Genomic DNA, 21,338 nt, shown 5'->3' with positions numbered 1-21,338 from the left:
TTCGCGAGCAGGCTCGCTCCCACAATGGATTGCACATAACTTATCTGCATAGGCCGAAGCCCCGCCGGACGGGAGCCGCGTTACATAGGCAAGGTGCCGGGTGGCCGGTATACTCCGGCGCAATTAACGCATTTTCAAGGATTTCGCCATGAAGCGCCTGATCTCTTCCCTTGCTGCCCTCCTCGCGGTTGCCTGCCTTGTGTCGGCCTGTGGTCAAAAAGGCCCGCTGTACCTGCCCGACGACAGCCAGGATCCTGCCGAGCAGGCCAAGGCGTCGCAGCAATCCCCTTCGAAAGCACACAAGCACGACGTCTACCAATAAGGGAATGCCATGGACGCTTTTAACTACCGTGACGGCGAGCTGTTCGCGGAAGGTGTTGCCCTGTCCGCCATTGCCGAACGCTTTGGCACGCCGACCTACGTCTACTCCCGCGCCCACATCGAAGCCCAGTACCTGGCTTACGCCGATGCGCTGGCCGGCATGCCGCACCTGGTTTGCTTTGCAGTAAAAGCCAATTCCAACCTGGGTGTACTGAATGTCCTGGCCCGTCTTGGCGCCGGTTTCGACATCGTCTCCCGTGGTGAACTGGAACGCGTTTTAGCCGCTGGCGGCAGCGCCGACAAGATCGTGTTCTCCGGTGTCGGCAAGACCCGTGACGACATGCGTCGTGCCCTGGAAGTCGGCGTACATTGCTTCAACGTCGAATCCACCGACGAACTCGAACGCCTGCAAATTGTTGCCGCCGAGCTGGGTGTTCGTGCACCGATCTCGCTGCGCGTGAACCCGGACGTCGATGCTGGCACTCACCCGTACATTTCCACCGGGCTGAAAGAGAACAAGTTCGGCATCGCCATCGCCGACGCCGAAGACGTGTACATCCGTGCCGCTCAGCTACCGAACCTGGAAGTGGTCGGCGTCGATTGCCACATCGGTTCGCAACTGACCACTCTGGCGCCGTTCATTGATGCCCTCGATCGCCTTCTAGGCCTGGTCGACCGCCTCGGCGATTGCGGTATTTACCTGCGCCACATCGATCTCGGTGGTGGTTTGGGTGTGCGTTATCGTGATGAAGAGCCGCCATTGGCTGCCGACTACATCAAAGCCGTGCGTGAACGTCTCGATGGTCGCGACCTGGCGCTGGTGTTCGAGCCGGGCCGTTTTATCGTCGCCAACGCCGGCGTATTGCTGACTCAGGTCGAGTACCTCAAGCACACCGAACACAAAGACTTCGCCATCGTCGACGCGGCCATGAATGACCTGATCCGCCCGGCGCTGTATCAAGCCTGGATGGACGTCACCGCCGTACACCCGCGCGCTAGCGCAGCTCGCGCTTATGACATCGTCGGGCCGATCTGCGAAACCGGCGACTTCCTGGCCAAGGATCGTCAGCTGGCCCTGGAAGAAGGTGACCTGCTGGCCGTGCATTCGGCCGGTGCCTATGGGTTTGTCATGAGTTCCAACTACAACACCCGCGGCCGCGCCGCTGAAGTGTTGGTGGACGGTGATCAGGCAGTTGAAGTGCGTCGCCGTGAGACGGTAGCCGAGTTGTTTGCTGGCGAAAGCCTGCTGCCGGAGTAAAACCATGCTGCTGCGTTTTACCAAGATGCACGGCCTGGGTAATGACTTCATGGTCCTCGACCTGGTCAGCCAGCACGCGCACATTCTGCCCAAGCACGCCAAGCAATGGGGCGATCGGCACACTGGCGTCGGTTTCGATCAGTTGCTGATCGTCGAAGCGCCGAGCAACCCGGACGTGGACTTTCGCTATCGGATCTTCAATGCCGACGGCTCGGAAGTGGAACAGTGCGGCAATGGTGCGCGCTGCTTCGCCCGCTTCGTACTCGACAAGCGCCTGACCGCTAAACGGCAGATCCGCGTCGAGACCAAAAGCGGCATCATCGAACTGGATATCCGCAGCGACGGCCAGATCGGTGTCAATATGGGCGCACCGCGCCTGGTGCCGGCCGATATTCCTTTCCTGGCGCCGGAGCAGGCTTCGAGCTATCAGGTCGACGTCGACGGCACCATGGTAGACCTGGCCGCCGTGTCCATGGGTAACCCTCATGCCGTGTTGCGGGTCAGCGACATCAACAATGCACCGGTGCATGAACTGGGGCCAAAAATCGAACATCACCCGCGCTTCCCGGCACGGGTCAATGTCGGTTTTCTCCAGGTCATTGACCGGAACCGCGCGCAGCTGCGCGTTTGGGAGCGCGGGACCGGGGAAACCCAGGCCTGCGGAACCGGCGCCTGTGCGGCCGCAGTGGCCGCGATCAGCCAGGGGTGGATGGATTCGCCGCTATTGATCGACCTGCCCGGCGGGCGTCTGTCCATTGAATGGGCAGGCCCTGGCCAACCGGTCATGATGACCGGCCCGGCAGTCCGCGTATATGAAGGACAAGTGCGTCTTTGAGTGAGCGAAATCCATGACCGATAAGCCTCAGGTACCCGCCCGACAGCCCGACGAATCACCGTCCGAAAGCCTGGAGGCGGCGGCGATTGCCGCGTACCTGGAGGCGCATCCGGATTTTTTCGTCGAGCACGAAGAGTTGCTCCCGGCCCTGCGTATTCCGCACCAGCGTGGTGACACCATTTCACTGGTCGAGCGCCAGATGACCATCCTGCGCGACCGCAACATCGAGTTGCGTCATCGCCTCTCGCACTTGATGGACGTGGCCCGCGACAACGACCGTCTCTTCGACAAGACCCGCCGCCTGATTCTCGCGCTGATGGATGCCACCAGCCTCGACGACGTGGTGATCAGCGTCGAAGACAGCCTGCGCCAGGACTTTCAGGTGCCCTTCGTGAGCCTGATCCTGCTGGGCGACAACCCGATGCCTGTAGGGCGCTGGGTGACGCATGCCGAGGCGCAAACGGCCATCGGCGGCCTGCTCTCGGAAGACAAAAGCGTCAGCGGCAGCCTGCGTGATCACGAACTGGACTTCCTGTTCGGCGAAGAACAGCGCAAGCAGATCGGTTCCACCGCCGTCGTCGCCATCAGCTACCAGGGCATACACGGCGTCCTGGCCATCGCCAGCCGCGACCCGCAGCACTACAAGAGTTCGGTGGGCACGCTGTTCCTGAGTTATATCGCCGAAGTCATGGGCCGTGTCTTGCCACGGGTCAACAATTCCCTACGCTCGGTGCGCTGATCGTGGAACGACAACTGGACGCTTACTGCGAACACTTGCGCAGTGAGCGGCAGGTGTCGCCTCACACGCTGTACGCTTACCGCCGCGACCTCGACAAAGTGCTGGGCTGGTGTGCCAAACAGAACATCGGCAGCTGGGCTGCGCTGGACATCCAGCGCCTGCGCAGCCTGATCGCCCGCCTGCATTCACAGGGTCAATCGTCCCGCAGCCTGGCGCGGCTCCTGTCGGCGGTACGTGGGCTTTATCATTATCTGAACCGTGAAGGTCTCTGCGACCATGACCCGGCAAACGGCCTGGCGCCGCCCAAGGGCGAACGTCGCTTGCCGAAAACCCTCGACACCGACCGCGCGCTGCAATTGCTTGAAGGGGCGGTGGAGGATGATTTTCTGGCGCGTCGGGATCAGGCGATTCTCGAGCTGTTCTATTCCTCCGGATTGCGCTTGTCGGAGCTGACCGGGCTCAATCTCGATCAACTGGATCTGGCAGACGGCATGGTTCAAGTGCTCGGTAAAGGCAGTAAGACCCGTCTTTTACCCGTGGGCAAAAAGGCTCGCGAAGCGCTGGAGCGGTGGTTACCGCTGCGCGCCATGACCAACCCTGCGGACGATGCCGTGTTCGTTAGCCAGCAAGGCCGGCGACTGGGTCCTCGGGCGATTCAGGTGCGGGTCAAGGCGGCCGGCGAACGCGAGCTTGGACAAAATCTGCATCCACACATGTTGCGGCACTCCTTTGCCAGCCACTTGCTGGAGTCCTCCCAGGACCTTCGGGCGGTGCAGGAGTTGCTCGGCCACTCGGACATCAAGACCACCCAGATCTATACCCACCTGGACTTCCAGCATCTGGCGACGGTCTACGACAGCGCCCATCCACGGGCCAAACGCATTAAGGGCGATGATTCATGACCATCCAATTGATCACCTTCGACCTCGACGACACCCTGTGGGACACCGCCCCAGTGATCGTCAACGCCGAAGCCGTTTTGCGCGAATGGCTGACCGAACATGCGCCGAACCTTGGCGCGGTCCCGGTGGAACATTTGTGGACCATTCGTGAGCGGATCCTGAGCAGCGAACCGGAACTCAAACATCGCATCAGCGCTTTGCGCCGGCGGGTGCTGTTCCATGCGCTGGAAGAGGCCGGTTATGACCATCGCCAGGCTTCAGATCTGGCCGATCAGAGCTTTGAAGTGTTCCTGCATGCGCGACATCAGATCGAAGTATTCCCTGAAGTCGAGCCGACGCTGGAGATTCTGGCCAAGCACTATGCCCTCGGCGTGGTCACCAACGGCAATGCCGATGTGAGTCGGCTGGGCCTGGCGGATTATTTCAGATTTGCCTTGTGTGCCGAAGACATCGGCATCGCCAAACCGGATGCACGACTGTTTCATGAGGCGTTGCAGCGGGGTGGCGCTACCGCCAAAACAGCAGTGCATATTGGCGATCATCCAGGTGATGACATTGCCGGCGCCCAGCAGGCAGGGTTACGGGCGATCTGGTTTAACCCGGCGGGCAAGCTGTGGGAAGCGCAGAAGGCACCGGATGCCGAGATTCGCAGCTTGGCCGAATTGCCGGCGCTGTTGGCGCGGTGGAACGCCCGACACTGACCCTGCAATCACCACAAAACCCTGTGGGAGCGAGCTTGCTCGCGATGACGGTGTGTCAGTCAATATCAATTTTGAATGTTAAGCCCTCATCGCGAGCAAGCTCGCTCCCACAGGGGATATGCGCGAATTCAGAATTTTGTTTCGCCCATAAAAAAGCCCGCAGCGACGGCGGGCTTTTTCTGCAAGCAAGCAAATAGCTGGCGCTTAGATAGGCCGACTGCCGTACTTGTTGTCAGGCTTCTTGGGAGGATCGGCGACCACGTTGGCCTCCACTTCCTGCACCTTGCCGCCCTTGGCCAGGAACTCTTCCATAGCCCGCGCCAGAGCATCACGCTCTTTGTTTTTCGCTTCGACGCTCGGCAGCTCATCGACCGATACCGCTGCCTTGGCCTTGCCTTTGGCGGTCGGAACGGGCGCATCACCGCCGTCGTCTTCAGCGACGTCTTCCACCGCTGCTTCCAGACCTTCTTCGGTTTCGTCGTCGTCGCCTACTTCGAGGTCGTCGTTTTCCAGATCATCGTCGCTCATGTTCTACCTCATGACTTGCGAAAAGCAGATTAGTTATAGCCCAGCTTCGCCGTCTGTCGACGGCCGCCGGAAAAAATTCAACCGCCATTGGTGACCAACGGCTTATGCCTCTTCACCGTGCACGGTGGCGAGGACTTTACGAGCACCACCAGAATCACGGTGCTCGCCCAGATAAACACCTTGCCAGGTCCCTAGCGCCAACCGGCCCGCCGAAATCGGCAAACTGAGCTGACAGCCAAGCACGCTGGCCTTGAAGTGCGCCGGGAGGTCGTCCAGGCCTTCGTCGTTATGCTCATAGCCGTCCGCTCCTTGTGGGATCAGACGATTGAAAAATCGTTCGAAGTCGCGACGTACCGCCGGATCGGCGTTCTCGTTGATGGTCAACGACGCCGAGGTATGCTGCAGCCACAAATGCAACAGACCGACCCGACACGCCTTGAGTTCAGGCAGGCCGGCGAGTAACTCGTCCGTTACCAGATGAAAGCCCCGGGGCCTCGCCCGCAAGGTAATCAGAGTCTGTTGCCACATACAGTTCTCCGCACGTTCGGGGCGCATTCTAGCGCGCTCTGGGAAAAAACAAAGGCCCTAATATTCCTTCCATCACGTAAGCCATTGGCCGCAGAAAAATGCCCGCTGTAAACGCGGCCAAAGCTGTAAGAAAAAACCTTTCAGCTACTTCTTCAATGACAAATTCCGGACAAAAAAATGCCCGGCAAGCCGGGCAAGTTTTTTATGCGCGTCTTACATGTTGTAGCCGCGTTCGTTATGAAGTGCCAGGTCGATGCCGACAGCCTCTTCTTCTTCCGTGATACGCAGGCCCATGACAACGTCCAGGACCTTGAGAATGACGAAGGTGACGATTGCGGTGTAGATCACCGTGAAGCCCACGCCTTTGCACTGAATCCAGACTTGTGCGGCGATGTCGGTAACGGTGCCGAAGCCCCCCAGGGACGGTGCAGCAAACACACCGGTCAGGATCGCGCCGAGAATACCGCCGATGCCGTGTACGCCGAAGGCGTCCAGGGAGTCGTCATAGCCGAGTTTGCGCTTCAGCGTGGTGGCGCAGAAGAAGCACACCACACCCGCTGCCAGACCGATCACCAGAGCGCCCATCGGGCCTACGGTGCCAGCGGCCGGAGTGATTGCTACCAGACCGGCGACCACACCCGAAGCAATACCCAGTGCGCTTGGTTTGCCGTGAGTCATCCACTCGGCGAACATCCAGCCCAGTGCAGCCGCAGCGGTTGCGATCTGGGTGACCAGCATCGCCATACCGGCAGTGCCGTTGGCTGCAGCGGCGGAACCGGCGTTGAAGCCGAACCAGCCGACCCACAACATCGCGGCCCCCATCAGGGTATAACCGAGGTTGTGCGGTGCCATCGGAGTGGTTGGGAAGCCTTTGCGCTTGCCCAATACCAGCGCAGCAATCAGACCGGCCACACCGGCGTTGATGTGCACCACGGTGCCGCCCGCGAAGTCGAGCACGCCCCAGTCGCCCAACAGCGAACCCGGACCGCTCCAGACCATATGCGCGATAGGGGAGTAAACCAGCGTCAGCCAGAGGCCCGTGAACACCAGCATCGCGGAGAACTTCATCCGCTCAGCGAACGCACCGACGATCAGGGCCGGGGTGATGATCGCAAAGGTCATCTGATAGGTGACGAACACCGCCTCAGGGAACAGCGCCGCAGGCCCGGTAATACTGGCAGGCGTGATGCCGGCGAGGAAGGCCTTGGCGAAGCTGCCGACAAAGGAGTTGAGGTTGACGACGTTGAGTTCCATCCCCGTGGTGTCAAACGCCATGCTGTAGCCATAAATGAACCACAGGACGGTGACCAGGCCGGTAATGGCGAAGCACTGCATCATCACGGAAAGAACGTTTTTGGAGCGAACCATACCGCCGTAGAACAGCGCGAGGCCGGGAATGGTCATGAACAGCACGAGGGCCGTCGAGATCAACATCCAGGCGGTATCGCCTGAATTGAGGACTGGAGGCGCCACCGGATCTGCCGCCATGGCCAGGCCGGGCATTACGATGGACAACAGGGCTCCAAGCCCTGCGAATTTACGCAGAGTCATATTGTTTTCTCCTGGGGCGTTGGGTTTGTGGCGGCTTAGATTGCGTCGGTATCGGTTTCGCCGGTACGGATGCGAATCGCCTGTTCCAGATTGACCACGAAGATCTTGCCGTCACCGATCTTGCCGGTATTGGCTGCCTTGGTTATCGCCTCGATAACCCGGTCAAGATCCTTGTCGTCAATGGCGACATCGATCTTCACCTTAGGCAGGAAATCGACCACGTATTCCGCGCCGCGATACAGCTCGGTGTGACCCTTCTGCCGACCGAAGCCTTTGACTTCAGTAACGGTAATGCCCTGCACGCCGATCTCGGACAGCGACTCGCGTACGTCGTCCAGTTTGAACGGCTTGATGATGGCAGTGACTAGCTTCATGAAAACTCTCTCCCGAATTGGTGGACTTGCCCCAGGAAAACAAACCCGTCTCAAGTCTAAGCGCAGTGCCTGGCTTTGTAACGCATCGTCGGCCTTACCTGCCCGTCCGACGCCTGCTAACCACTCCGCACGAAACTCTTCCCCCGTTTCGCTTGGCGCACTGCATCCGTCACAGCGACTGCATTCGTGCATGGGTCACCAAGGACTAAGCAGAAAGCTTGCCATCTCCACAAAACTCTCTGTTTTCAAGCCTTTGGACGCCGATGCCTACCACTTCGCGACAACACTCGTCGCGTTACGCACAACAACGGTGCGTTACCGTCCGTCCCCATGCGCGAAAAGCGTGCACCTGAGGCCTGCGGGAATGACTATAGACACTGCGTGATACACTGCCCGCCATTGTTTCCAGGACATTTCCCATGCTCGCACCCAAAGACTTCCTCGACGCTCTGAGTGGCACCGCCTCCCGCCTCTTCAGCGGCGAAACCCCACTGCCGAAAAGCGAAATCGAAAGCCAGTTCAAGGCGTTGCTGCAGAGCGCCTTCAGCAAACTGGACCTGGTGAGCCGGGAAGAATTCGATAGCCAGATGGTCGTACTGGCGCGGACTCGCGCACGGTTGGAGAGTCTTGAGGCGAAGGTGGCGGAGCTGGAAACGAGGCTGAATCCGCCTGCCGAGTAACACACCGCCCCAGTGTGAAATCCAATCCCCTGTAGGAGCTGCCGCAGGCTGCGATCTTTTGATCTAAAACCTCGCAAAAATCCCGGCAACGTCCTACAAGAAAACCACCGCCGTCCGATTGCGCCGTAATGCCTCTGGTTTCTATGCTCATCCCCAGCTGAATAATCAGCTCTGGGTTTGGCGACCCGGAAGCCCCCGAAGCACCGCGACCACATTCGGCCGAGGAATTTATTCCCATCTCGAATTATGGCGGCTATGCGTGGGAGACCTTCGGGTCTGCCGGTTCTCGGGCGTCACCGGTTCGCCAACCCGCGCATGGCTGCCACCCTTTTCGTTTGGCGACGATCAGAGGCAGTTTTCTTCATTTGATCCCGAGAACTGCTCGATGGACGAAAACTATCTGACTCCTCACGTCTTCACCCGCCACAAACTCCACCTCCACGCCCTCCTCCTGGAAAACCAACCGTGGTTCAGCGCCCGCGACCTTGGTCGCCTCTTGCGCCTTTACCTCGACGAACGCGCCGTCCGAAAACTCGACCCCGACCAACGCCAAACCGCACGAATGCTCATCCACGGCAACATCGAAAACACCCTGCTAATCAGCGAATCCGGCGTCTACGCCCTACTGGTCTACCACTACTGCCCCGAATACCGAGCCTTGCGCGAATGGCTGACTCACGAAGTCGTCCCAGCCCTTAGAGACGCGCAACAACCGACGTCACCCGAGCGCCCGATACTGAGTCTGCTCAACTGGCCGGAAATGTCACTGAGCTTGCTGCACTGGAACAACCAGCCTTGGATTCGGTTGCAGAATGTTCCGCAACTATTGCCTGATCAGGAGACTCCAAGGCCTGCTATCAATTCGCCTTGGTGGGAAAAGGCCGCGAAGATGCTTCACGCATTCTGAATAAAAAACCCCACGCTTTTGGCGTGGGGTTCAGTAAATCCAAAACAGCAATCAGGCGCAGTGCGCAAGCCGCTCGACCTGATCCCGAATCGCAGCCCCTCGCTCAATCTCGGCCTTACGCAAATCGTAGGTCGATTGCAGGTTCAGCCAAAATTCCGGGGTCGTGTCCAGACAGATAGATAGCCTTAGAGCCATATCAGCACTGACGCCACGACGCTGGAGCACGATGTCATTCACCGTAGGTGTCGACACGCTCAACGCTCTAGCCAGAGCGGCAGCCGTGAGGTTCAGAGGCTCCAGGTATTCCTCTTTGAGGATTTCGCCAGGGTGAACCGGGCGCATACCATTCTTAGTCATTACTCACCTCAGTGATAATCGACGATTTCGACATTCTCTGGCCCATTGAGACCCCAAACAAAGCAAATTCGCCATTGAGCGTTGACGCGAATGCTGTGCTGACCCTTTCGATTGCCTTCCAGCGCCTCCAATCGATTGCCTGGTGGTGATCGAAGGTCCATCAGCACGGCAGCCCCATCAAGCATCGTCAGCTTTCGTTCCACGACACTCAGAATGGCTGACCACATACGGGTCTTACCGTTGCGAAACAGAAACTCGGTCTCAGAACACTTAAAGCTAACGATCATAATTTAAAGCTTAACGTTATGCATTAATATTGAGTGTATAAGGCGAGCTCACGAATGCAAACGCGCGGCTTTGAGTATTTGCGTGTCTTTCAAAATTTTAGGAAGAGGACTACTAACGCCCTTCAGAAGGCGACCAAAACTAGGCATGATCCTACAAAAATATGCGTCAATTCCGATTGCATCAAAACCGTCTTCGGCGCTTAAGTTGACTGGCCTAACAACAAATCCATCAATCAAAGGCAGGTCACTGTGAAACCCAAAAAACGGCAAGCAAAACTGTTACTCATCGCCGAGTATCATGCCGAGGCGCTCCGTTTGGCCGGAAGGGTTTCAGCCAGTCAACATCGTTTTTTTAAAGTAGCAGCAATGTATGGCAAGGAGCTCGAACCTGATGGCTTGCTTGCAGGCACGAGCCTGACCAAGCTCCCCGAATAAACCGCCCGAGTGGCGGTTTTTTTTCGCATCCAAAGCAACGCAACAAAGCTCGCAACATCCTGTGAAAGTTTGGCGCCTCCGCTGCCACTCCAAATCATCACCTCCCAACTACCCTTCAAAAACCCGCAGGAAGCGGACCCCGTAAAGCTCAAGGAACGACCATGTCCCTCTCCATCGTCCACAGCCGCGCCCAAATTGGCGTGGATGCGCCCGCCGTTACCGTCGAAGTCCATCTGGCCAACGGATTGCCGTCGCTGACGATGGTCGGTCTGCCTGAAGCAGCGGTGAAGGAAAGCAAGGACCGGGTGCGTAGTGCGATCATTAATTCGGGGCTGCAGTTTCCGGCGCGGCGCATCACCTTGAATCTCGCTCCCGCCGATTTGCCGAAGGATGGCGGGCGGTTCGATTTGGCGATTGCCTTGGGGATTCTGTCGGCCAGCGTGCAGGTGCCGACGTTGACGCTGGATGATATTGAATGCCTGGGAGAGTTGGCGCTTTCGGGCGCGGTACGTGCCGTGAGGGGCGTTTTGCCGGCCGCCCTGGCAGCGCGCAAGGCCGGGCGTTCGTTGATGGTGCCTCGGGCGAATGCCGAGGAAGCTTGTCTGGCATCGGGCTTGAAGGTCATTGCGGTGGATCATCTGCTGGAAGCGGTTGCACATTTCAATGGCCACACACCCATCGAGCCTTATGTGTCAGATGGCTTGATGCATGCCAGCATGCCCTACCCCGATTTGAATGAAGTGCAGGGGCAACTCTCGGCGAAACGGGCCTTGCTGATTGCGGCAGCGGGCGCTCATAACCTGCTGTTCAGCGGACCTCCGGGAACCGGAAAAACCCTGCTGGCGAGTCGACTTCCCGGCCTTTTACCGCCACTGGCCGAAAGCGAAGCGCTGGAGGTTGCAGCAATCAAGTCGGTGGTCAGTTGCGTTCCCTTGAGTCACTGGCCACAGCGGCCCTTCAGACAACCGCATCACTCGGCGTCGGGGCCGGCACTGGTGGGTGGCGGCTCGAAACCCCAGCCTGGCGAAATCACCCTCGCCCATCATGGCGTGCTGTTTCTCGATGAGCTTCCAGAATTCGATCGCAGGGTTCTGGAGGTATTAAGAGAGCCAATGGAGTCCGGTCATATTGTGATATCCCGCGCCAAGGATCGCGTCCGTTTCCCGGCCCGGTTTCAACTGGTTGCTGCGATGAATCCCTGCCCCTGTGGATACCTTGGCGACCCGAGTGGTCGTTGCTCCTGCACCCCGGACATGGTTCAACGCTACCGCAACAAACTTTCCGGCCCGTTGCTCGATCGAGTCGACCTGCACCTGACCGTTGCCCGCGAAGCCACGGCCCTCAATCCGGCGGTCAACCCCGGCGACAACACCGCCACCGCCGCCGCTCTGGTTGCCGACGCCAGGGAGCGGCAACACAAACGCCAAGGCTGTGCCAACGCCTTCCTTGATCTGCCGGGCCTGCGCAAGCATTGCAAGTTATCCACAGTCGACGAAACCTGGCTGGAGACAGCGTGTGAACGGTTGAACCTGTCGCTAAGGTCCGCCCACCGCCTGCTGAAGGTTGCGCGGACCCTGGCGGACCTTGAGCAGGTCGATGGCATTACCCGTGAGCATCTGGCGGAGGCGCTGCAGTATCGGCCGGCGACTCAATGAGTGCCGGAATCGAGTCGTCCCCCTTCGCGAGCAGGCTCGCTCACATTGGATCGACGGTGACTATAGAACCTATCGATTCAGCTCAAGTGCTCGACGGCCGGCAACTCCATGGCCCGGACCTCGCTTTGCAGGAAATCGCTGAGACGGCGCAAACGTTCGCCTCCCGGGCGTGTTTTCGGCCAGACGAGGTAATAATTCTCACCACTGGCGACGGCGGTCGGCCACGGCAAGCTCAGACGTCCCTGGGCCACATCCTCGGCCACCATCAGCAAATCACCCATCGACACCCCATAACCCCGTGCGGCGGCAATCATGCCTAACTCCAGGGTGTCAAACACCTGCCCGCCCTTGAGTGACACCTGATCCGCCAGACCCATGCGCTCCAGCCAATTGCGCCAGTCGCGCCGATCCGGTGTCGGGTGCAACAATTCGGCGGAGCACAGTCGGGCGACGTCCCATGGCTGATCCTTCAGGAGATTCGGCGCGCCCACCGGAATCAGCTCTTCGGGGAACAGGAAAGTGGCCTCCCAGTCAGGTGGAAAGTTTCCGTTGCTGAGAATAACCGCGCAGTCGAAAGGTTCGTGATTGAAGTCCACCGAGTCGACGTCCATCCAGGCGCTGGTCAACTGCACCTCGTTGCCCGGCTGCAAGTGGCGAAAGCGGCTGAGGCGCGCCAGCAACCAGCGCATGGTCAGGGTGGACGGGGCTTTCATGCGCAGGATGTCATCTTCGGCACGCAAGGTATTGCAGGCCCGCTCCAGCGCAGTAAAACCTTCGCGAATGCCCGGCAGGATCAACCGCGCCGACTCGGTCAGTTGCAGGTTGCGCCCACTGCGATGAAACAGCCGACAGGCGAAATGCTCTTCGAGTGTACGAATGTGCCGACTGACCGCACTTTGCGTGATCGACAGTTCTTCCGCGGCCCGGGTAAACGAGCTATGACGCGCCGCCGCTTCGAAGGCTCGAAGGGCATACAAGGGAGGAAGACGACGGGACATCAGGAAAACTCCTACAGCGCAATGCCGTCAACTTATCAGAAACTCCTCAGGATGAGTTTTAATCATGCGACCCATCCTTTTTATCCCTTTGTGCAAACTCCGCAGAGCGCCGAGAATCGACGCTTCCCTGTCCTCTTTGATAAATGAGCGTGATGATCATGCAGCATCCAGCGCGTAGTGAACTCTGGGCCATTCTGCGGCTGGCGGGGCCGTTGATTGCCTCGCAGTTGGCACACATGCTGATGGTCCTCACCGACACCTTGATGATGGCGCGCCTGAGTCCCGAGGCGCTGGCCGGAGGCGGCCTGGGCGCGGCGACTTATACGTTCGTGTCGATCTTCTGCATCGGCGTCATTGCGGCGGTCGGCACCCTGGTGGCGATCCGTCAGGGTGCCGGCGACATCGTCGGCGCCACCCGGCTGACCCAGGCCGGGTTGTGGCTGGCGTGGTTGATGGCGCTGGTGGCCGGGCTGCTGCTGTGGAACCTTAAACCCGTGTTGTTGCTGTTCGGCCAGACCGAAACCAACGTCCACGCAGCCGGACAGTTTCTGCTGATCCTGCCATTCGCCCTGCCCGGTTACCTGACCTTCATGGCTCTGCGCGGTTTCACCAGCGCAATCGGCCGGGCAACGCCGGTAATGGTCATCAGCCTCGGCGGTACGGTGGCCAACTTCGTGCTCAACTATGCGTTGATTACCGGTATGTTTGGCCTGCCGAAAATGGGCCTGATGGGCATCGGGCTGGTCACGGCCATTGTTGCCAACTGCATGGCCCTTGCGCTGGCCTGGCACATCCGTCGGCATCCGGCCTACGACGCTTATCCGCTGCGCCAGGGGCTGTCGCGACCCAACCGGCAGTATTTGAAGGAGCTGTGGCGCCTGGGACTGCCGATTGGCGGCACCTACGCGGTGGAAGTCGGGCTATTTGCGTTCGCCGCGCTGTGCATGGGCACCATGGGCAGCACGCAACTGGGCGCCCATCAGATTGCCCTGCAAATCGTCTCGGTGGCGTTCATGGTGCCGGCGGGGATTTCCTATGCGATCACCATGCGCATCGGCCAGCACTACGGCGCCGGGCTGCTACTGGATGCGCGGTTGGCCGGACGGGTCGGGATCGCTTTCGGGGCGGCGTCGATGCTCGCCTTCGCAATAGTTTTTTGGCTGCTGCCGCATCAGTTGATCGGTTTGTTCCTCGATCAAAACGACCCGGCGTTTCGCGACGTCATCAATCTGGCTGTAAGCCTATTGGCAGTGGCTGCATGGTTCGAGCTGTTCGACGGCACGCAAACCATCGCCATGGGCTGCATTCGCGGGCTCAAGGATGCCAAGACTACGTTTCTGGTCGGGCTGGGCTGCTATTGGTTGATTGGCGCGCCGGCCGCCTGGTGGATGGCCTTCCATTTGAACTGGGGGCCGACGGGCGTCTGGTGGGGGTTGGCACTGGGGTTGGCGTGCGCGGCGGTGAGCCTGACGCTGGCGTTTGAGTGGAAAATGAAGCGGATGATTCGGCGAGAGCCGTCGGCACAGAGCGGTTTCCAGATGGCTCAGCCTGACTGAGATCCCCTTGTAGGAGCGAGCTTGCTCGCGAAGGTGTGTGTGTCAGGCACAGAGATGTTGACTGACCCACCTTCGCGAGCAAGCTCGCTCCTACAAAGGGTTCGTGTTAGCTCACGACTTCCCGGGCGGGCTGCTGGCTACTGCCAAAGCTCAGATACTCAACCAGATCCACCAACGGCAACGGCTTGCTGATCAAATACCCCTGCACCTGATCGCAACCAAACCCGCGCAACAAATCCAGCTGCTCGGGTGTTTCCACGCCCTCGGCGACCACTTCCAGGTTTAGGTTGTGCGCCAGGTTGATCATGGCGTGGACCAGTTTTCGATTTTCTTCGCGCTCTTCCATGCCGCCGACAAAACTCTTGTCGACCTTCAGCAAGGCAATCGGCAGGCTGTTGAGGTGCACGAAGGAAGAGAAGCCCGTGCCAAAGTCGTCCAGGGAGAAGCGCACACCCAGACGCCCAAGGGCATCCATGGTCTGCTTCACCAGATCGCTGCGGCGCATGACCGCGGTTTCGGTCAGTTCGAATTCCAGCCATTGCGCTTCGACGCCGCGCTCGCTAATCAAGCGACTCAACGTCGAGAGTAACTGGCTGTCCTGGAACTGCCGGAACGATAGGTTGATCGCCATGTGCAACGCGGGCAGGCCCAGTTCGCGCAGCGCCTGCATGTCCCGCAGCGCCCGGGAAATGACCCAATAACCGAGCGGCACGATCAAACCGCTTTGCTCGGCCAGCGGCACAAATTCGCTTGGCGCCAGCAGCCCGCGCTCCGCATGACGCCAGCGCACCAAGGCTTCGAGGCCGACGATCTGTCCGTCCTCAAGGTTCAGCCGTGGCTGGTAGTGCAATTCCAGTTCATCACGGCGCAAGGCCCGGCGCAGCTCGCTTTCGAGGTCAGCGATGCTGCGGGCATTGCGATTGATGCGTTCGTTGAAGATGTGAAAGGTGCAGCCCTGTGTGCTCTTGGCCTGTTGCATGGCGATGTGCGCATGCCACATCAGCGGGTCGGCACCGGCCTGGGCCCGGGCATGGGCGATGCCAAGGCTTGAACCGATCAACAGGCTTTCGCCATCGACCCAATAGGGTTCGGCCAGTGCTTCGGTGATGCGTTCGGCCATCCACTCGGCGCGCTGAGGGGCACGGCGGGTGTCGATCAGCAGGGCAAATTCATCGCTGCCCAGGCGCGCCAGTTGATCGCCGGCCTCAAGCTGGCTTTTCAGCCGCGCGACCACTTGCAGGATCAGCCGGTCCCCTGCCTGATGGCCGAGGGCGTCGTTGGCATGACGAAAGTTGTCGAGGTCGAGGTGACCGAGGGCCAGGCCGCGGCCGTCATTATCCGCCAGCCGCGCGGCCAGCAGAGTCTGGAAACCCTGGCGGTTGGCGATGCCGGTGAGCGGGTCTTGCTCGGCCAGGCGTTGCAAGGTGTTTTCCAGTACACCGCGCTCGCGCACATGGCGCAGGCAACGGCGCAACATGCCCGGGTCGAGGTGATCACGCACTAACCAGTCGCTCACGCCATCGGGTGGCGACAGCGGCTCTTGTTCGAGCAGCAATACCGTCGGCAAATTGCAACGACCGGGCGCTGGCTGAAGGGCCGGGATCGTCAGCAACACCGCGCTGCGGTTGTCATCGAACAGAGTGCTGACCGACTCCCAGCTCGGGGCGCTGATAAGCACGGCCGAGCTCCCCATCGGAGCCAGACACTCGCGCAACAACGCTGCCCACGCTGGCTCTTCGGCCAGTAGCAGCAAACGCAAGGGTTCGACAGGCGTAGACAAGCTAGCTCCCTAGACTCTGCAATGATGTAGGCGGCGGGCATTATGCCGCGCCAGTAACCAATGACCAAATGACATCAGTTATCAGGCGTGGTCTTTTGTATCTGGAATTACGAACATTAGACGCAAATCCCTCGCGCATCCTGCGTGAAAGTATCAAAACCGGCAAATATAGATAGCGTATTGCGTCACAAGTCGGAGAGAGCAGCACAATTCGCTGAGCCTGTTAAAATGCCGGCCCATTTCGCAAACGACTCCCTGATTCCGTATGTCCCGACTCAATCCCCGGCAGCAAGAAGCCGTGAGCTACGTCGGCGGCCCTCTTTTGGTGCTCGCCGGTGCAGGCTCCGGCAAGACCAGCGTGATCACCCGCAAGATTGCGCACTTGATTCAGAACTGCGGCATTCGCGCCCAGTACATCGTCGCCATGACCTTTACCAACAAGGCTGCGCGCGAGATGAAGGAACGGGTCGGCACCCTGCTCAAGGGCGGCGAAGGCCGCGGCCTGACCGTGTGCACCTTCCACAACCTGGGCCTGAACATCATCCGCAAGGAACATGTACGGCTGGGCTACAAACCGGGCTTCTCGATTTTCGACGAGGCCGACGTCAAAGCCCTGATGACCGACATCATGCAGAAGGAATACTCGGGCGACGACGGCGTCGACGAGATCAAGAACATGATCGGCTCATGGAAAAACGACCTGATCCTGCCGCCCGAAGCCCTGGAAAACGCGCGCAACCCCAAGGAACAGACTGCCGCCATCGTCTACACCCATTACCAGCGCACGCTCAAGGCATTTAACGCGGTGGACTTCGACGACCTGATCCTGCTGCCGGTAAAGCTGTTCCAGGAACACGCCGACATCCTCGAAAAGTGGCAGAACAAAGTCCGTTACCTGCTGGTGGACGAATACCAGGACACCAACGCCAGCCAGTATTTGCTGGTGAAGTTGCTGATCGGCACGCGCAATCAGTTCACCGTGGTGGGCGATGACGACCAGTCGATCTACGCATGGCGCGGGGCCCGCCCGGAAAACCTGATGTTGCTCAAGGACGACTATCCGTCCCTGAAAGTGGTCATGCTGGAGCAGAACTATCGCTCCACCAGCCGCATCCTGCGTTGCGCCAACGTGCTGATCTCGAACAACCCGCACGAATTCGAAAAGCAGTTGTGGAGCGAGATGGGCCACGGAGACGAAATCCGCGTGATCCGCTGCCGCAACGAAGACGCCGAAGCCGAACGCGTGGCCGTGGAGCTGCTGACCCTGCACTTGCGCACGGATCGGCCGTACAGCGATTTCGCCATCCTGTATCGCGGTAACTACCAGGCCAAGCTGATCGAGCTGAAGCTGCAACACCATCAGATTCCCTACCGACTTTCAGGCGGCAACAGCTTTTTCGGACGTCAGGAAGTGAAAGACCTGATGGCCTACTTCCGCCTGATCGTGAACCCGGACGATGACAACGCCTTCTTGCGGGTGATCAACGTCCCACGCCGGGAGATTGGCTCGACGACGCTGGAAAAGCTCGGCAATTACGCCACCGAACGCAAAATCTCGATGTACGCCGCCACCGACGAAATCGGTTTGGGCGAGCATCTGGATACGCGCTTCACCGATCGCCTGTCGCGTTTCAAGCGCTTCATGGACAAGGTGCGCGAGCAGTGCGCCGGCGAAGACCCGATCTCGGCCCTGCGCAGCATGGTCATGGACATCGACTACGAGAACTGGCTACGCACCAACAGCTCCAGCGACAAGGCCGCCGACTACCGCATGGGTAACGTCTGGTTCCTGATCGAGGCGTTGAAAAACACCCTGGAGAAAGATGAAGAAGGCGAGATGACCGTCGAAGACGCCATCGGCAAACTCGTCTTGCGCGACATGCTGGAGCGTCAGCAGGAAGAGGAAGACGGCGCCGAAGGCGTGCAGATGATGACCTTGCATGCCTCCAAGGGCCTGGAATTCCCTTACGTGTTCATCATGGGAATGGAAGAGGAAATCCTTCCCCATCGCTCCAGTATCGAAGCCGACACCATCGAAGAAGAACGCCGCCTGGCCTACGTCGGGATTACCCGAGCGCGTCAGACACTGGCCTTCACCTTCGCGGCCAAACGTAAGCAATATGGCGAGATCATCGACTGCGCGCCAAGCCGCTTCCTCGATGAACTGCCGCCGGACGATCTGGCCTGGGAAGGCAACGACGACACGCCGGTTGAAGTCAAAGCGGTTCGCGGCAATACCGCACTGGCGGATATACGCGCGATGTTAAAGCGCTAGAATTGATTATTTTTTAACCGACTGCTTTTTAAACCGACAGCATTTACAAGCTTAGGCGCACAAGGCGCCCAAAGAGGAACGCTTCATGGAAGCACTGCACAAGAAAATTCGCGAAGAAGGCATCGTGCTTTCCGACCAGGTCCTGAAAGTCGACGCGTTTCTGAACCACCAGATCGACCCGGCCCTGATGAAGCTGATCGGCGACGAATTCGCCACGTTGTTCAAGGACTCGGGGATCACCAAGATCGTCACCATCGAAGCCTCGGGCATTGCCCCGGCGATCATGACCGGTCTGAACCTGGGTGTGCCGGTGATTTTTGCGCGCAAGCATCAATCCCTGACCCTCACCGAGAACCTGCTGTCGGCGACCGTTTACTCGTTCACCAAGCAGACCGAAAGCACCGTGGCGATCTCCCCGCGCCACCTGACCAGCAGCGACCGCGTGCTGATCATTGATGACTTTTTGGCTAACGGCAAAGCGTCCCAGGCGCTGATCTCGATCATCAAACAGGCCGGCGCCACCGTGGCGGGTCTGGGTATCGTGATCGAGAAGTCGTTTCAGGGCGGCCGCGCGGAACTGGATGCGCAGGGTTATCGCGTTGAATCGCTGGCCCGGGTGCAGTCGCTGGCGGACGGCGTCGTGACGTTCATCGAATAACGCCACAGCGCATATCCCTCTGTAGGAGCGAGCAAGCTCGCTCCTACAGGTATTTTCGGTTGGCCGTTAGATGGCGGTGGCTTTCAGGCCGGTGAGCAGCAGGCGCTGAAACAAATCCTCTTTCAGCCCTTCAGGATTGCTCAGCTGCATCCGCTCCAAATGTTCGGGAAATGATGAAGGCTCCGGCGCATCCAGCGCAGCCTTGCCCAACTCCAGAATCTCCGTGAGTTTGAACTTGCTCTTCAGCCAGTTCAGCGCCCGCAACACATCCCGCTCCACCTCGGTGAAATCGCAGCCCAATGGATACTCCGCAAACAGGTTCGGATGCCGCGCCTGGATCGCCTGCAAACGCTGTGGAGTGTTCTCGGTGAATCGTCGATCGAGGCGGAAATTCTTCGGCAGTTTGCCGACGCCTTGCGCCTGCGCGATCAACCCCGACTGAAACCGTGAATCGCTGATGTTGAGCAACGCCTCGATCACTGCTGCATCGGTCTTGCCCCGCAGGTCGGCGATACCGTACTCGGTGACCACAATGTCCCGCAGGTGTCGCGGAATTGTGCAGTGACCGTATTCCCAGACGATGTTCGAACTGACCTCACCACCCGATTCGCGCCAACTGCGCAGGATCAGTACCGAGCGCGCACCTTCCAGCGCATGCCCCTGTGCCACGAAGTTGTATTGCCCGCCGACGCCACTGAGTACGCGCCCGTCTTCGAGCTGATCGGCCACGCCGGCTCCGAGAAGGGTCACGGTGAATGCCGTGTTGACGAATCGCGCATCGATGCGCTGCAAACGCTTGAGTTCTTCCTGGCCGTACAGCTCATTGATGTAGCTGATGCGGGTCATGTTGAATTCGAGCCGCTTGCTGTGCGGCAGCTCGCGCAGGCGTTGGTAAAAACTGCGCGGCCCGAGAAAGAAACCGCCGTGGACGCAAATACCATCGGTTTGCGCCGCTTCGTCGAGGGTGCCGGCATTCGCCTGTTGCTGGGTCGCCACGTCAGGATAGACCTTGCGCCGCACAATCCCGGCATCGACCAGCACCAGCAGACCGTTGACGAACATTTCGCTGCAACCGTAAAGGCCCTTTACGAAAGGCTCGATCCCCCCTTCGCGATCGATCAACTGCGCCCATTGGCTTAGATTCAGGTCCGCGAGCAATGCCTTATAACCCGCGTTGTCAGCTTGTCGCGCCAGCACCGCAGCGGTCAGCGCATCGCCCATGGCGCCGATGCCAATCTGCAAGGTGCCGCCATCGCGCACCAACGTGCTGGCGTGCAGGCCGATGAAGTGATCCTGGAAACCTACCGGCATGTTCGGCGTGGAGAACAGCGTGGTGTTGTCCTTCTCGTCGATCAGCAGGTCGAAGGTGTCGATGCCGACTTCCGCGTCACCGGGCATGTAGGGCAACGCGTTGTGCACCTGGCCCACCAGCAGGATCGTCTCGCCGGCCGCGCGGCGCTTGGCGATCATCGGGAACAGGTCGAGGGTGATGTCCGGGTTGCAGCTCAGGCTCAGGCAATCGGGATGTTCACCCTGGCTGGCCACCAATTGCGCCACCAGGTTCAAACCGGCCGCGTTGATATCCCGGGCGGCGTGGCTGTAGTTGCTGCTGACGTAATCCTGCTGAGCGCAGGCGCTGTGTAGCAGGCTGCCTGGCTGCATGAAAAATTGCTGGACATGAATGTTGGGCGGCAGGTTGTCCTGGTGCAGAGCCGCGAGGAAATCCAGCTCTGGATAATCGCCGAATACCCGTTCGATGAAGGGCTCGAGGAAGCGTTTTTGCAAGCCGTCGCCCAACGAAGGTCGACCGAGGCACAGGGCCGTGTAGATCGTCAGCTGGCGATCGGGCAATTGCGCAACGCGCTGATACAGCGCGTTGACGAAGTGGTTGGGTTTGCCCAGGCCCAGGGGCAGGCCCATATGAATATGCGTCGGCAACCGTGCCAAGACATCATCGACCGCCTGCTCGATAGAACACAGCTGCACCATCTGATCCTCCCTTACATTCCGTGA

At 59.4% G+C, this 21,338-nt stretch carries 22 protein-coding genes; 13 read left to right on the top strand and 9 right to left on the bottom strand.

Annotation, left to right across the window (positions count from 1 at the left end; translation table 11 throughout):
- Nucleotides 1-148: 148 nt before the first annotated feature.
- Genes lptM through ACM6IR_RS23860 form a run of 6 tightly spaced genes read left to right on the top strand, consistent with a single transcriptional unit; the run spans nt 149 to nt 4,756 of the window.
- Nucleotides 149-322: an LPS translocon maturation chaperone LptM gene (lptM, locus tag ACM6IR_RS23885; RefSeq protein WP_414909965.1), complete on the top strand. Its 174-nt coding sequence runs from the start codon at nt 149-151 to the stop codon at nt 320-322.
- Nucleotides 323-331: 9 nt separating this feature from the next.
- Nucleotides 332-1,579, top strand: a complete 1,248-nt coding sequence (gene lysA / locus ACM6IR_RS23880; RefSeq protein ID WP_414909964.1) for a diaminopimelate decarboxylase — start codon at nt 332-334, stop codon at nt 1,577-1,579.
- 4 nt (nt 1,580-1,583) lie between these two features.
- Nucleotides 1,584-2,414: a diaminopimelate epimerase gene (dapF, locus tag ACM6IR_RS23875; protein ID WP_414909963.1), complete on the top strand. Its 831-nt coding sequence runs from the start codon at nt 1,584-1,586 to the stop codon at nt 2,412-2,414.
- A gap of 13 nt (nt 2,415-2,427) precedes the next feature.
- Nucleotides 2,428-3,153, top strand: a complete 726-nt coding sequence (locus ACM6IR_RS23870; protein WP_414909962.1) for a DUF484 family protein — start codon at nt 2,428-2,430, stop codon at nt 3,151-3,153.
- 2 nt (nt 3,154-3,155) lie between these two features.
- A complete protein-coding gene (gene xerC, locus ACM6IR_RS23865) occupies nt 3,156-4,055 on the top strand; it encodes a tyrosine recombinase XerC (RefSeq protein ID WP_414909961.1) in 900 nt (299 codons plus the stop codon).
- On the top strand, nt 4,052-4,756 hold the full coding sequence (locus tag ACM6IR_RS23860; protein WP_414909960.1) for an HAD family hydrolase: 705 nt from the start codon (nt 4,052-4,054) through the stop codon (nt 4,754-4,756). The genes xerC and ACM6IR_RS23860 overlap by 4 nt, the downstream gene beginning before the upstream one ends.
- A gap of 204 nt (nt 4,757-4,960) precedes the next feature.
- Here the strand turns inward: ACM6IR_RS23860 and sutA are convergent, their stop codons facing one another.
- From sutA to glnK, 4 genes are all read right to left on the bottom strand, one after another.
- Complete coding sequence (sutA, locus tag ACM6IR_RS23855) at nt 4,961-5,284, bottom strand: transcriptional regulator SutA (RefSeq protein ID WP_414909959.1); 324 nt, start codon at nt 5,282-5,284, stop codon at nt 4,961-4,963.
- 102 nt (nt 5,285-5,386) lie between these two features.
- Entirely contained in the window at nt 5,387-5,812 is a 426-nt protein-coding gene (locus tag ACM6IR_RS23850; protein WP_414909958.1) for a secondary thiamine-phosphate synthase enzyme YjbQ, read from the bottom strand.
- Nucleotides 5,813-6,025: 213 nt separating this feature from the next.
- The gene (locus tag ACM6IR_RS23845) at nt 6,026-7,363 is read right to left on the bottom strand and encodes an ammonium transporter (RefSeq protein WP_414909957.1); all 1,338 of its coding nucleotides are present in this window, start codon (nt 7,361-7,363) and stop codon (nt 6,026-6,028) included.
- 35 nt (nt 7,364-7,398) lie between these two features.
- Nucleotides 7,399-7,737 carry a P-II family nitrogen regulator gene (gene glnK / locus ACM6IR_RS23840; protein WP_002555808.1) on the bottom strand — a complete coding sequence of 113 codons (339 nt, stop codon included), beginning with the start codon at nt 7,735-7,737 and terminating at the stop codon, nt 7,399-7,401.
- A 419-nt stretch (nt 7,738-8,156) separates the two neighbouring features.
- Here glnK and ACM6IR_RS23835 point away from each other — a divergent pair, with 419 nt between their 5' ends.
- A complete protein-coding gene (locus tag ACM6IR_RS23835) occupies nt 8,157-8,417 on the top strand; it encodes an accessory factor UbiK family protein (protein WP_414909956.1) in 261 nt (86 codons plus the stop codon).
- A gap of 385 nt (nt 8,418-8,802) precedes the next feature.
- Complete coding sequence (locus ACM6IR_RS23830) at nt 8,803-9,324, top strand: Bro-N domain-containing protein (protein WP_414909955.1); 522 nt, start codon at nt 8,803-8,805, stop codon at nt 9,322-9,324.
- Nucleotides 9,325-9,375: 51 nt separating this feature from the next.
- On the opposite strand, the gene ACM6IR_RS23825 is transcribed toward ACM6IR_RS23830, so the two are convergent.
- Nucleotides 9,376-9,681 (bottom strand): HigA family addiction module antitoxin, encoded by a 306-nt coding sequence (locus ACM6IR_RS23825; RefSeq protein WP_121733398.1) that lies wholly within the window; start codon nt 9,679-9,681, stop codon nt 9,376-9,378.
- An 8-nt stretch (nt 9,682-9,689) separates the two neighbouring features.
- Entirely contained in the window at nt 9,690-9,968 is a 279-nt protein-coding gene (locus ACM6IR_RS23820) for a type II toxin-antitoxin system RelE/ParE family toxin (RefSeq protein WP_414909954.1), read from the bottom strand.
- A 249-nt stretch (nt 9,969-10,217) separates the two neighbouring features.
- On the opposite strand from ACM6IR_RS23820, the gene ACM6IR_RS23815 reads away from it, so the two are divergent.
- Both ACM6IR_RS23815 and ACM6IR_RS23810 read left to right on the top strand, forming a co-directional pair.
- Entirely contained in the window at nt 10,218-10,403 is a 186-nt protein-coding gene (locus ACM6IR_RS23815; protein WP_414909953.1) for a hypothetical protein, read from the top strand.
- Between the two features lie 161 nt (nt 10,404-10,564).
- On the top strand, nt 10,565-12,058 hold the full coding sequence (locus ACM6IR_RS23810; RefSeq protein WP_414909952.1) for a YifB family Mg chelatase-like AAA ATPase: 1,494 nt from the start codon (nt 10,565-10,567) through the stop codon (nt 12,056-12,058).
- A gap of 77 nt (nt 12,059-12,135) precedes the next feature.
- On the opposite strand, the gene ACM6IR_RS23805 is transcribed toward ACM6IR_RS23810, so the two are convergent.
- On the bottom strand, nt 12,136-13,056 hold the full coding sequence (locus ACM6IR_RS23805; RefSeq protein WP_414909951.1) for a LysR substrate-binding domain-containing protein: 921 nt from the start codon (nt 13,054-13,056) through the stop codon (nt 12,136-12,138).
- A gap of 158 nt (nt 13,057-13,214) precedes the next feature.
- Between ACM6IR_RS23805 and ACM6IR_RS23800 the strand changes: the two genes are divergently transcribed.
- Nucleotides 13,215-14,612: a NorM family multidrug efflux MATE transporter gene (locus tag ACM6IR_RS23800; protein WP_414909950.1), complete on the top strand. Its 1,398-nt coding sequence runs from the start codon at nt 13,215-13,217 to the stop codon at nt 14,610-14,612.
- A gap of 106 nt (nt 14,613-14,718) precedes the next feature.
- Here the strand turns inward: ACM6IR_RS23800 and ACM6IR_RS23795 are convergent, their stop codons facing one another.
- Complete coding sequence (locus ACM6IR_RS23795; RefSeq protein ID WP_414909949.1) at nt 14,719-16,392, bottom strand: putative bifunctional diguanylate cyclase/phosphodiesterase; 1,674 nt, start codon at nt 16,390-16,392, stop codon at nt 14,719-14,721.
- 265 nt (nt 16,393-16,657) lie between these two features.
- Between ACM6IR_RS23795 and rep the strand changes: the two genes are divergently transcribed.
- Both rep and ACM6IR_RS23785 read left to right on the top strand, forming a co-directional pair.
- Entirely contained in the window at nt 16,658-18,667 is a 2,010-nt protein-coding gene (rep, locus tag ACM6IR_RS23790) for a DNA helicase Rep (RefSeq protein ID WP_414909948.1), read from the top strand.
- A gap of 85 nt (nt 18,668-18,752) precedes the next feature.
- Nucleotides 18,753-19,325 (top strand): xanthine phosphoribosyltransferase, encoded by a 573-nt coding sequence (locus ACM6IR_RS23785; RefSeq protein ID WP_083349906.1) that lies wholly within the window; start codon nt 18,753-18,755, stop codon nt 19,323-19,325.
- Between the two features lie 66 nt (nt 19,326-19,391).
- Here the strand turns inward: ACM6IR_RS23785 and ACM6IR_RS23780 are convergent, their stop codons facing one another.
- Nucleotides 19,392-21,314 (bottom strand): acetyl-CoA hydrolase/transferase C-terminal domain-containing protein, encoded by a 1,923-nt coding sequence (locus tag ACM6IR_RS23780; RefSeq protein ID WP_414909947.1) that lies wholly within the window; start codon nt 21,312-21,314, stop codon nt 19,392-19,394.
- Nucleotides 21,315-21,338: the final 24 nt, after the last annotated feature.

This window comes from Pseudomonas sp. IT-P253, assembly GCF_949768125.1.
In the GTDB taxonomy this organism is placed as follows: Bacteria; Pseudomonadota; Gammaproteobacteria; order Pseudomonadales; family Pseudomonadaceae; genus Aquipseudomonas.
This window is presented reverse-complemented; position numbering and strand designations above follow the sequence as displayed.

Excerpts from the sequence above, each read along its gene's own strand:
- ACM6IR_RS23785 (WP_083349906.1), top strand. The coding sequence starts at position 18,753 with ATGGAAGCACTGCACAAGAAAATTCGCGAAGAAGGCATCGTGCTTTCC.
- ACM6IR_RS23850 (WP_414909958.1), bottom strand. The coding sequence starts at position 5,812 with ATGTGGCAACAGACTCTGATTACCTTGCGGGCGAGGCCCCGGGGCTTT.
- dapF (WP_414909963.1), top strand. The coding sequence starts at position 1,584 with ATGCTGCTGCGTTTTACCAAGATGCACGGCCTGGGTAATGACTTCATG.
- ACM6IR_RS23780 (WP_414909947.1), bottom strand. The coding sequence starts at position 21,314 with ATGGTGCAGCTGTGTTCTATCGAGCAGGCGGTCGATGATGTCTTGGCA.
- ACM6IR_RS23810 (WP_414909952.1), top strand. The coding sequence starts at position 10,565 with ATGTCCCTCTCCATCGTCCACAGCCGCGCCCAAATTGGCGTGGATGCG.
- ACM6IR_RS23820 (WP_414909954.1), bottom strand. The coding sequence starts at position 9,968 with ATGATCGTTAGCTTTAAGTGTTCTGAGACCGAGTTTCTGTTTCGCAAC.
- ACM6IR_RS23830 (WP_414909955.1), top strand. The coding sequence starts at position 8,803 with ATGGACGAAAACTATCTGACTCCTCACGTCTTCACCCGCCACAAACTC.
- ACM6IR_RS23835 (WP_414909956.1), top strand. The coding sequence starts at position 8,157 with ATGCTCGCACCCAAAGACTTCCTCGACGCTCTGAGTGGCACCGCCTCC.
- ACM6IR_RS23805 (WP_414909951.1), bottom strand. The coding sequence starts at position 13,056 with ATGTCCCGTCGTCTTCCTCCCTTGTATGCCCTTCGAGCCTTCGAAGCG.
- ACM6IR_RS23860 (WP_414909960.1), top strand. The coding sequence starts at position 4,052 with ATGACCATCCAATTGATCACCTTCGACCTCGACGACACCCTGTGGGAC.
- ACM6IR_RS23870 (WP_414909962.1), top strand. The coding sequence starts at position 2,428 with ATGACCGATAAGCCTCAGGTACCCGCCCGACAGCCCGACGAATCACCG.
- lptM (WP_414909965.1), top strand. The coding sequence starts at position 149 with ATGAAGCGCCTGATCTCTTCCCTTGCTGCCCTCCTCGCGGTTGCCTGC.
- ACM6IR_RS23800 (WP_414909950.1), top strand. The coding sequence starts at position 13,215 with ATGCAGCATCCAGCGCGTAGTGAACTCTGGGCCATTCTGCGGCTGGCG.
- lysA (WP_414909964.1), top strand. The coding sequence starts at position 332 with ATGGACGCTTTTAACTACCGTGACGGCGAGCTGTTCGCGGAAGGTGTT.
- ACM6IR_RS23845 (WP_414909957.1), bottom strand. The coding sequence starts at position 7,363 with ATGACTCTGCGTAAATTCGCAGGGCTTGGAGCCCTGTTGTCCATCGTA.
- ACM6IR_RS23825 (WP_121733398.1), bottom strand. The coding sequence starts at position 9,681 with ATGACTAAGAATGGTATGCGCCCGGTTCACCCTGGCGAAATCCTCAAA.
- rep (WP_414909948.1), top strand. The coding sequence starts at position 16,658 with ATGTCCCGACTCAATCCCCGGCAGCAAGAAGCCGTGAGCTACGTCGGC.
- glnK (WP_002555808.1), bottom strand. The coding sequence starts at position 7,737 with ATGAAGCTAGTCACTGCCATCATCAAGCCGTTCAAACTGGACGACGTA.
- sutA (WP_414909959.1), bottom strand. The coding sequence starts at position 5,284 with ATGAGCGACGATGATCTGGAAAACGACGACCTCGAAGTAGGCGACGAC.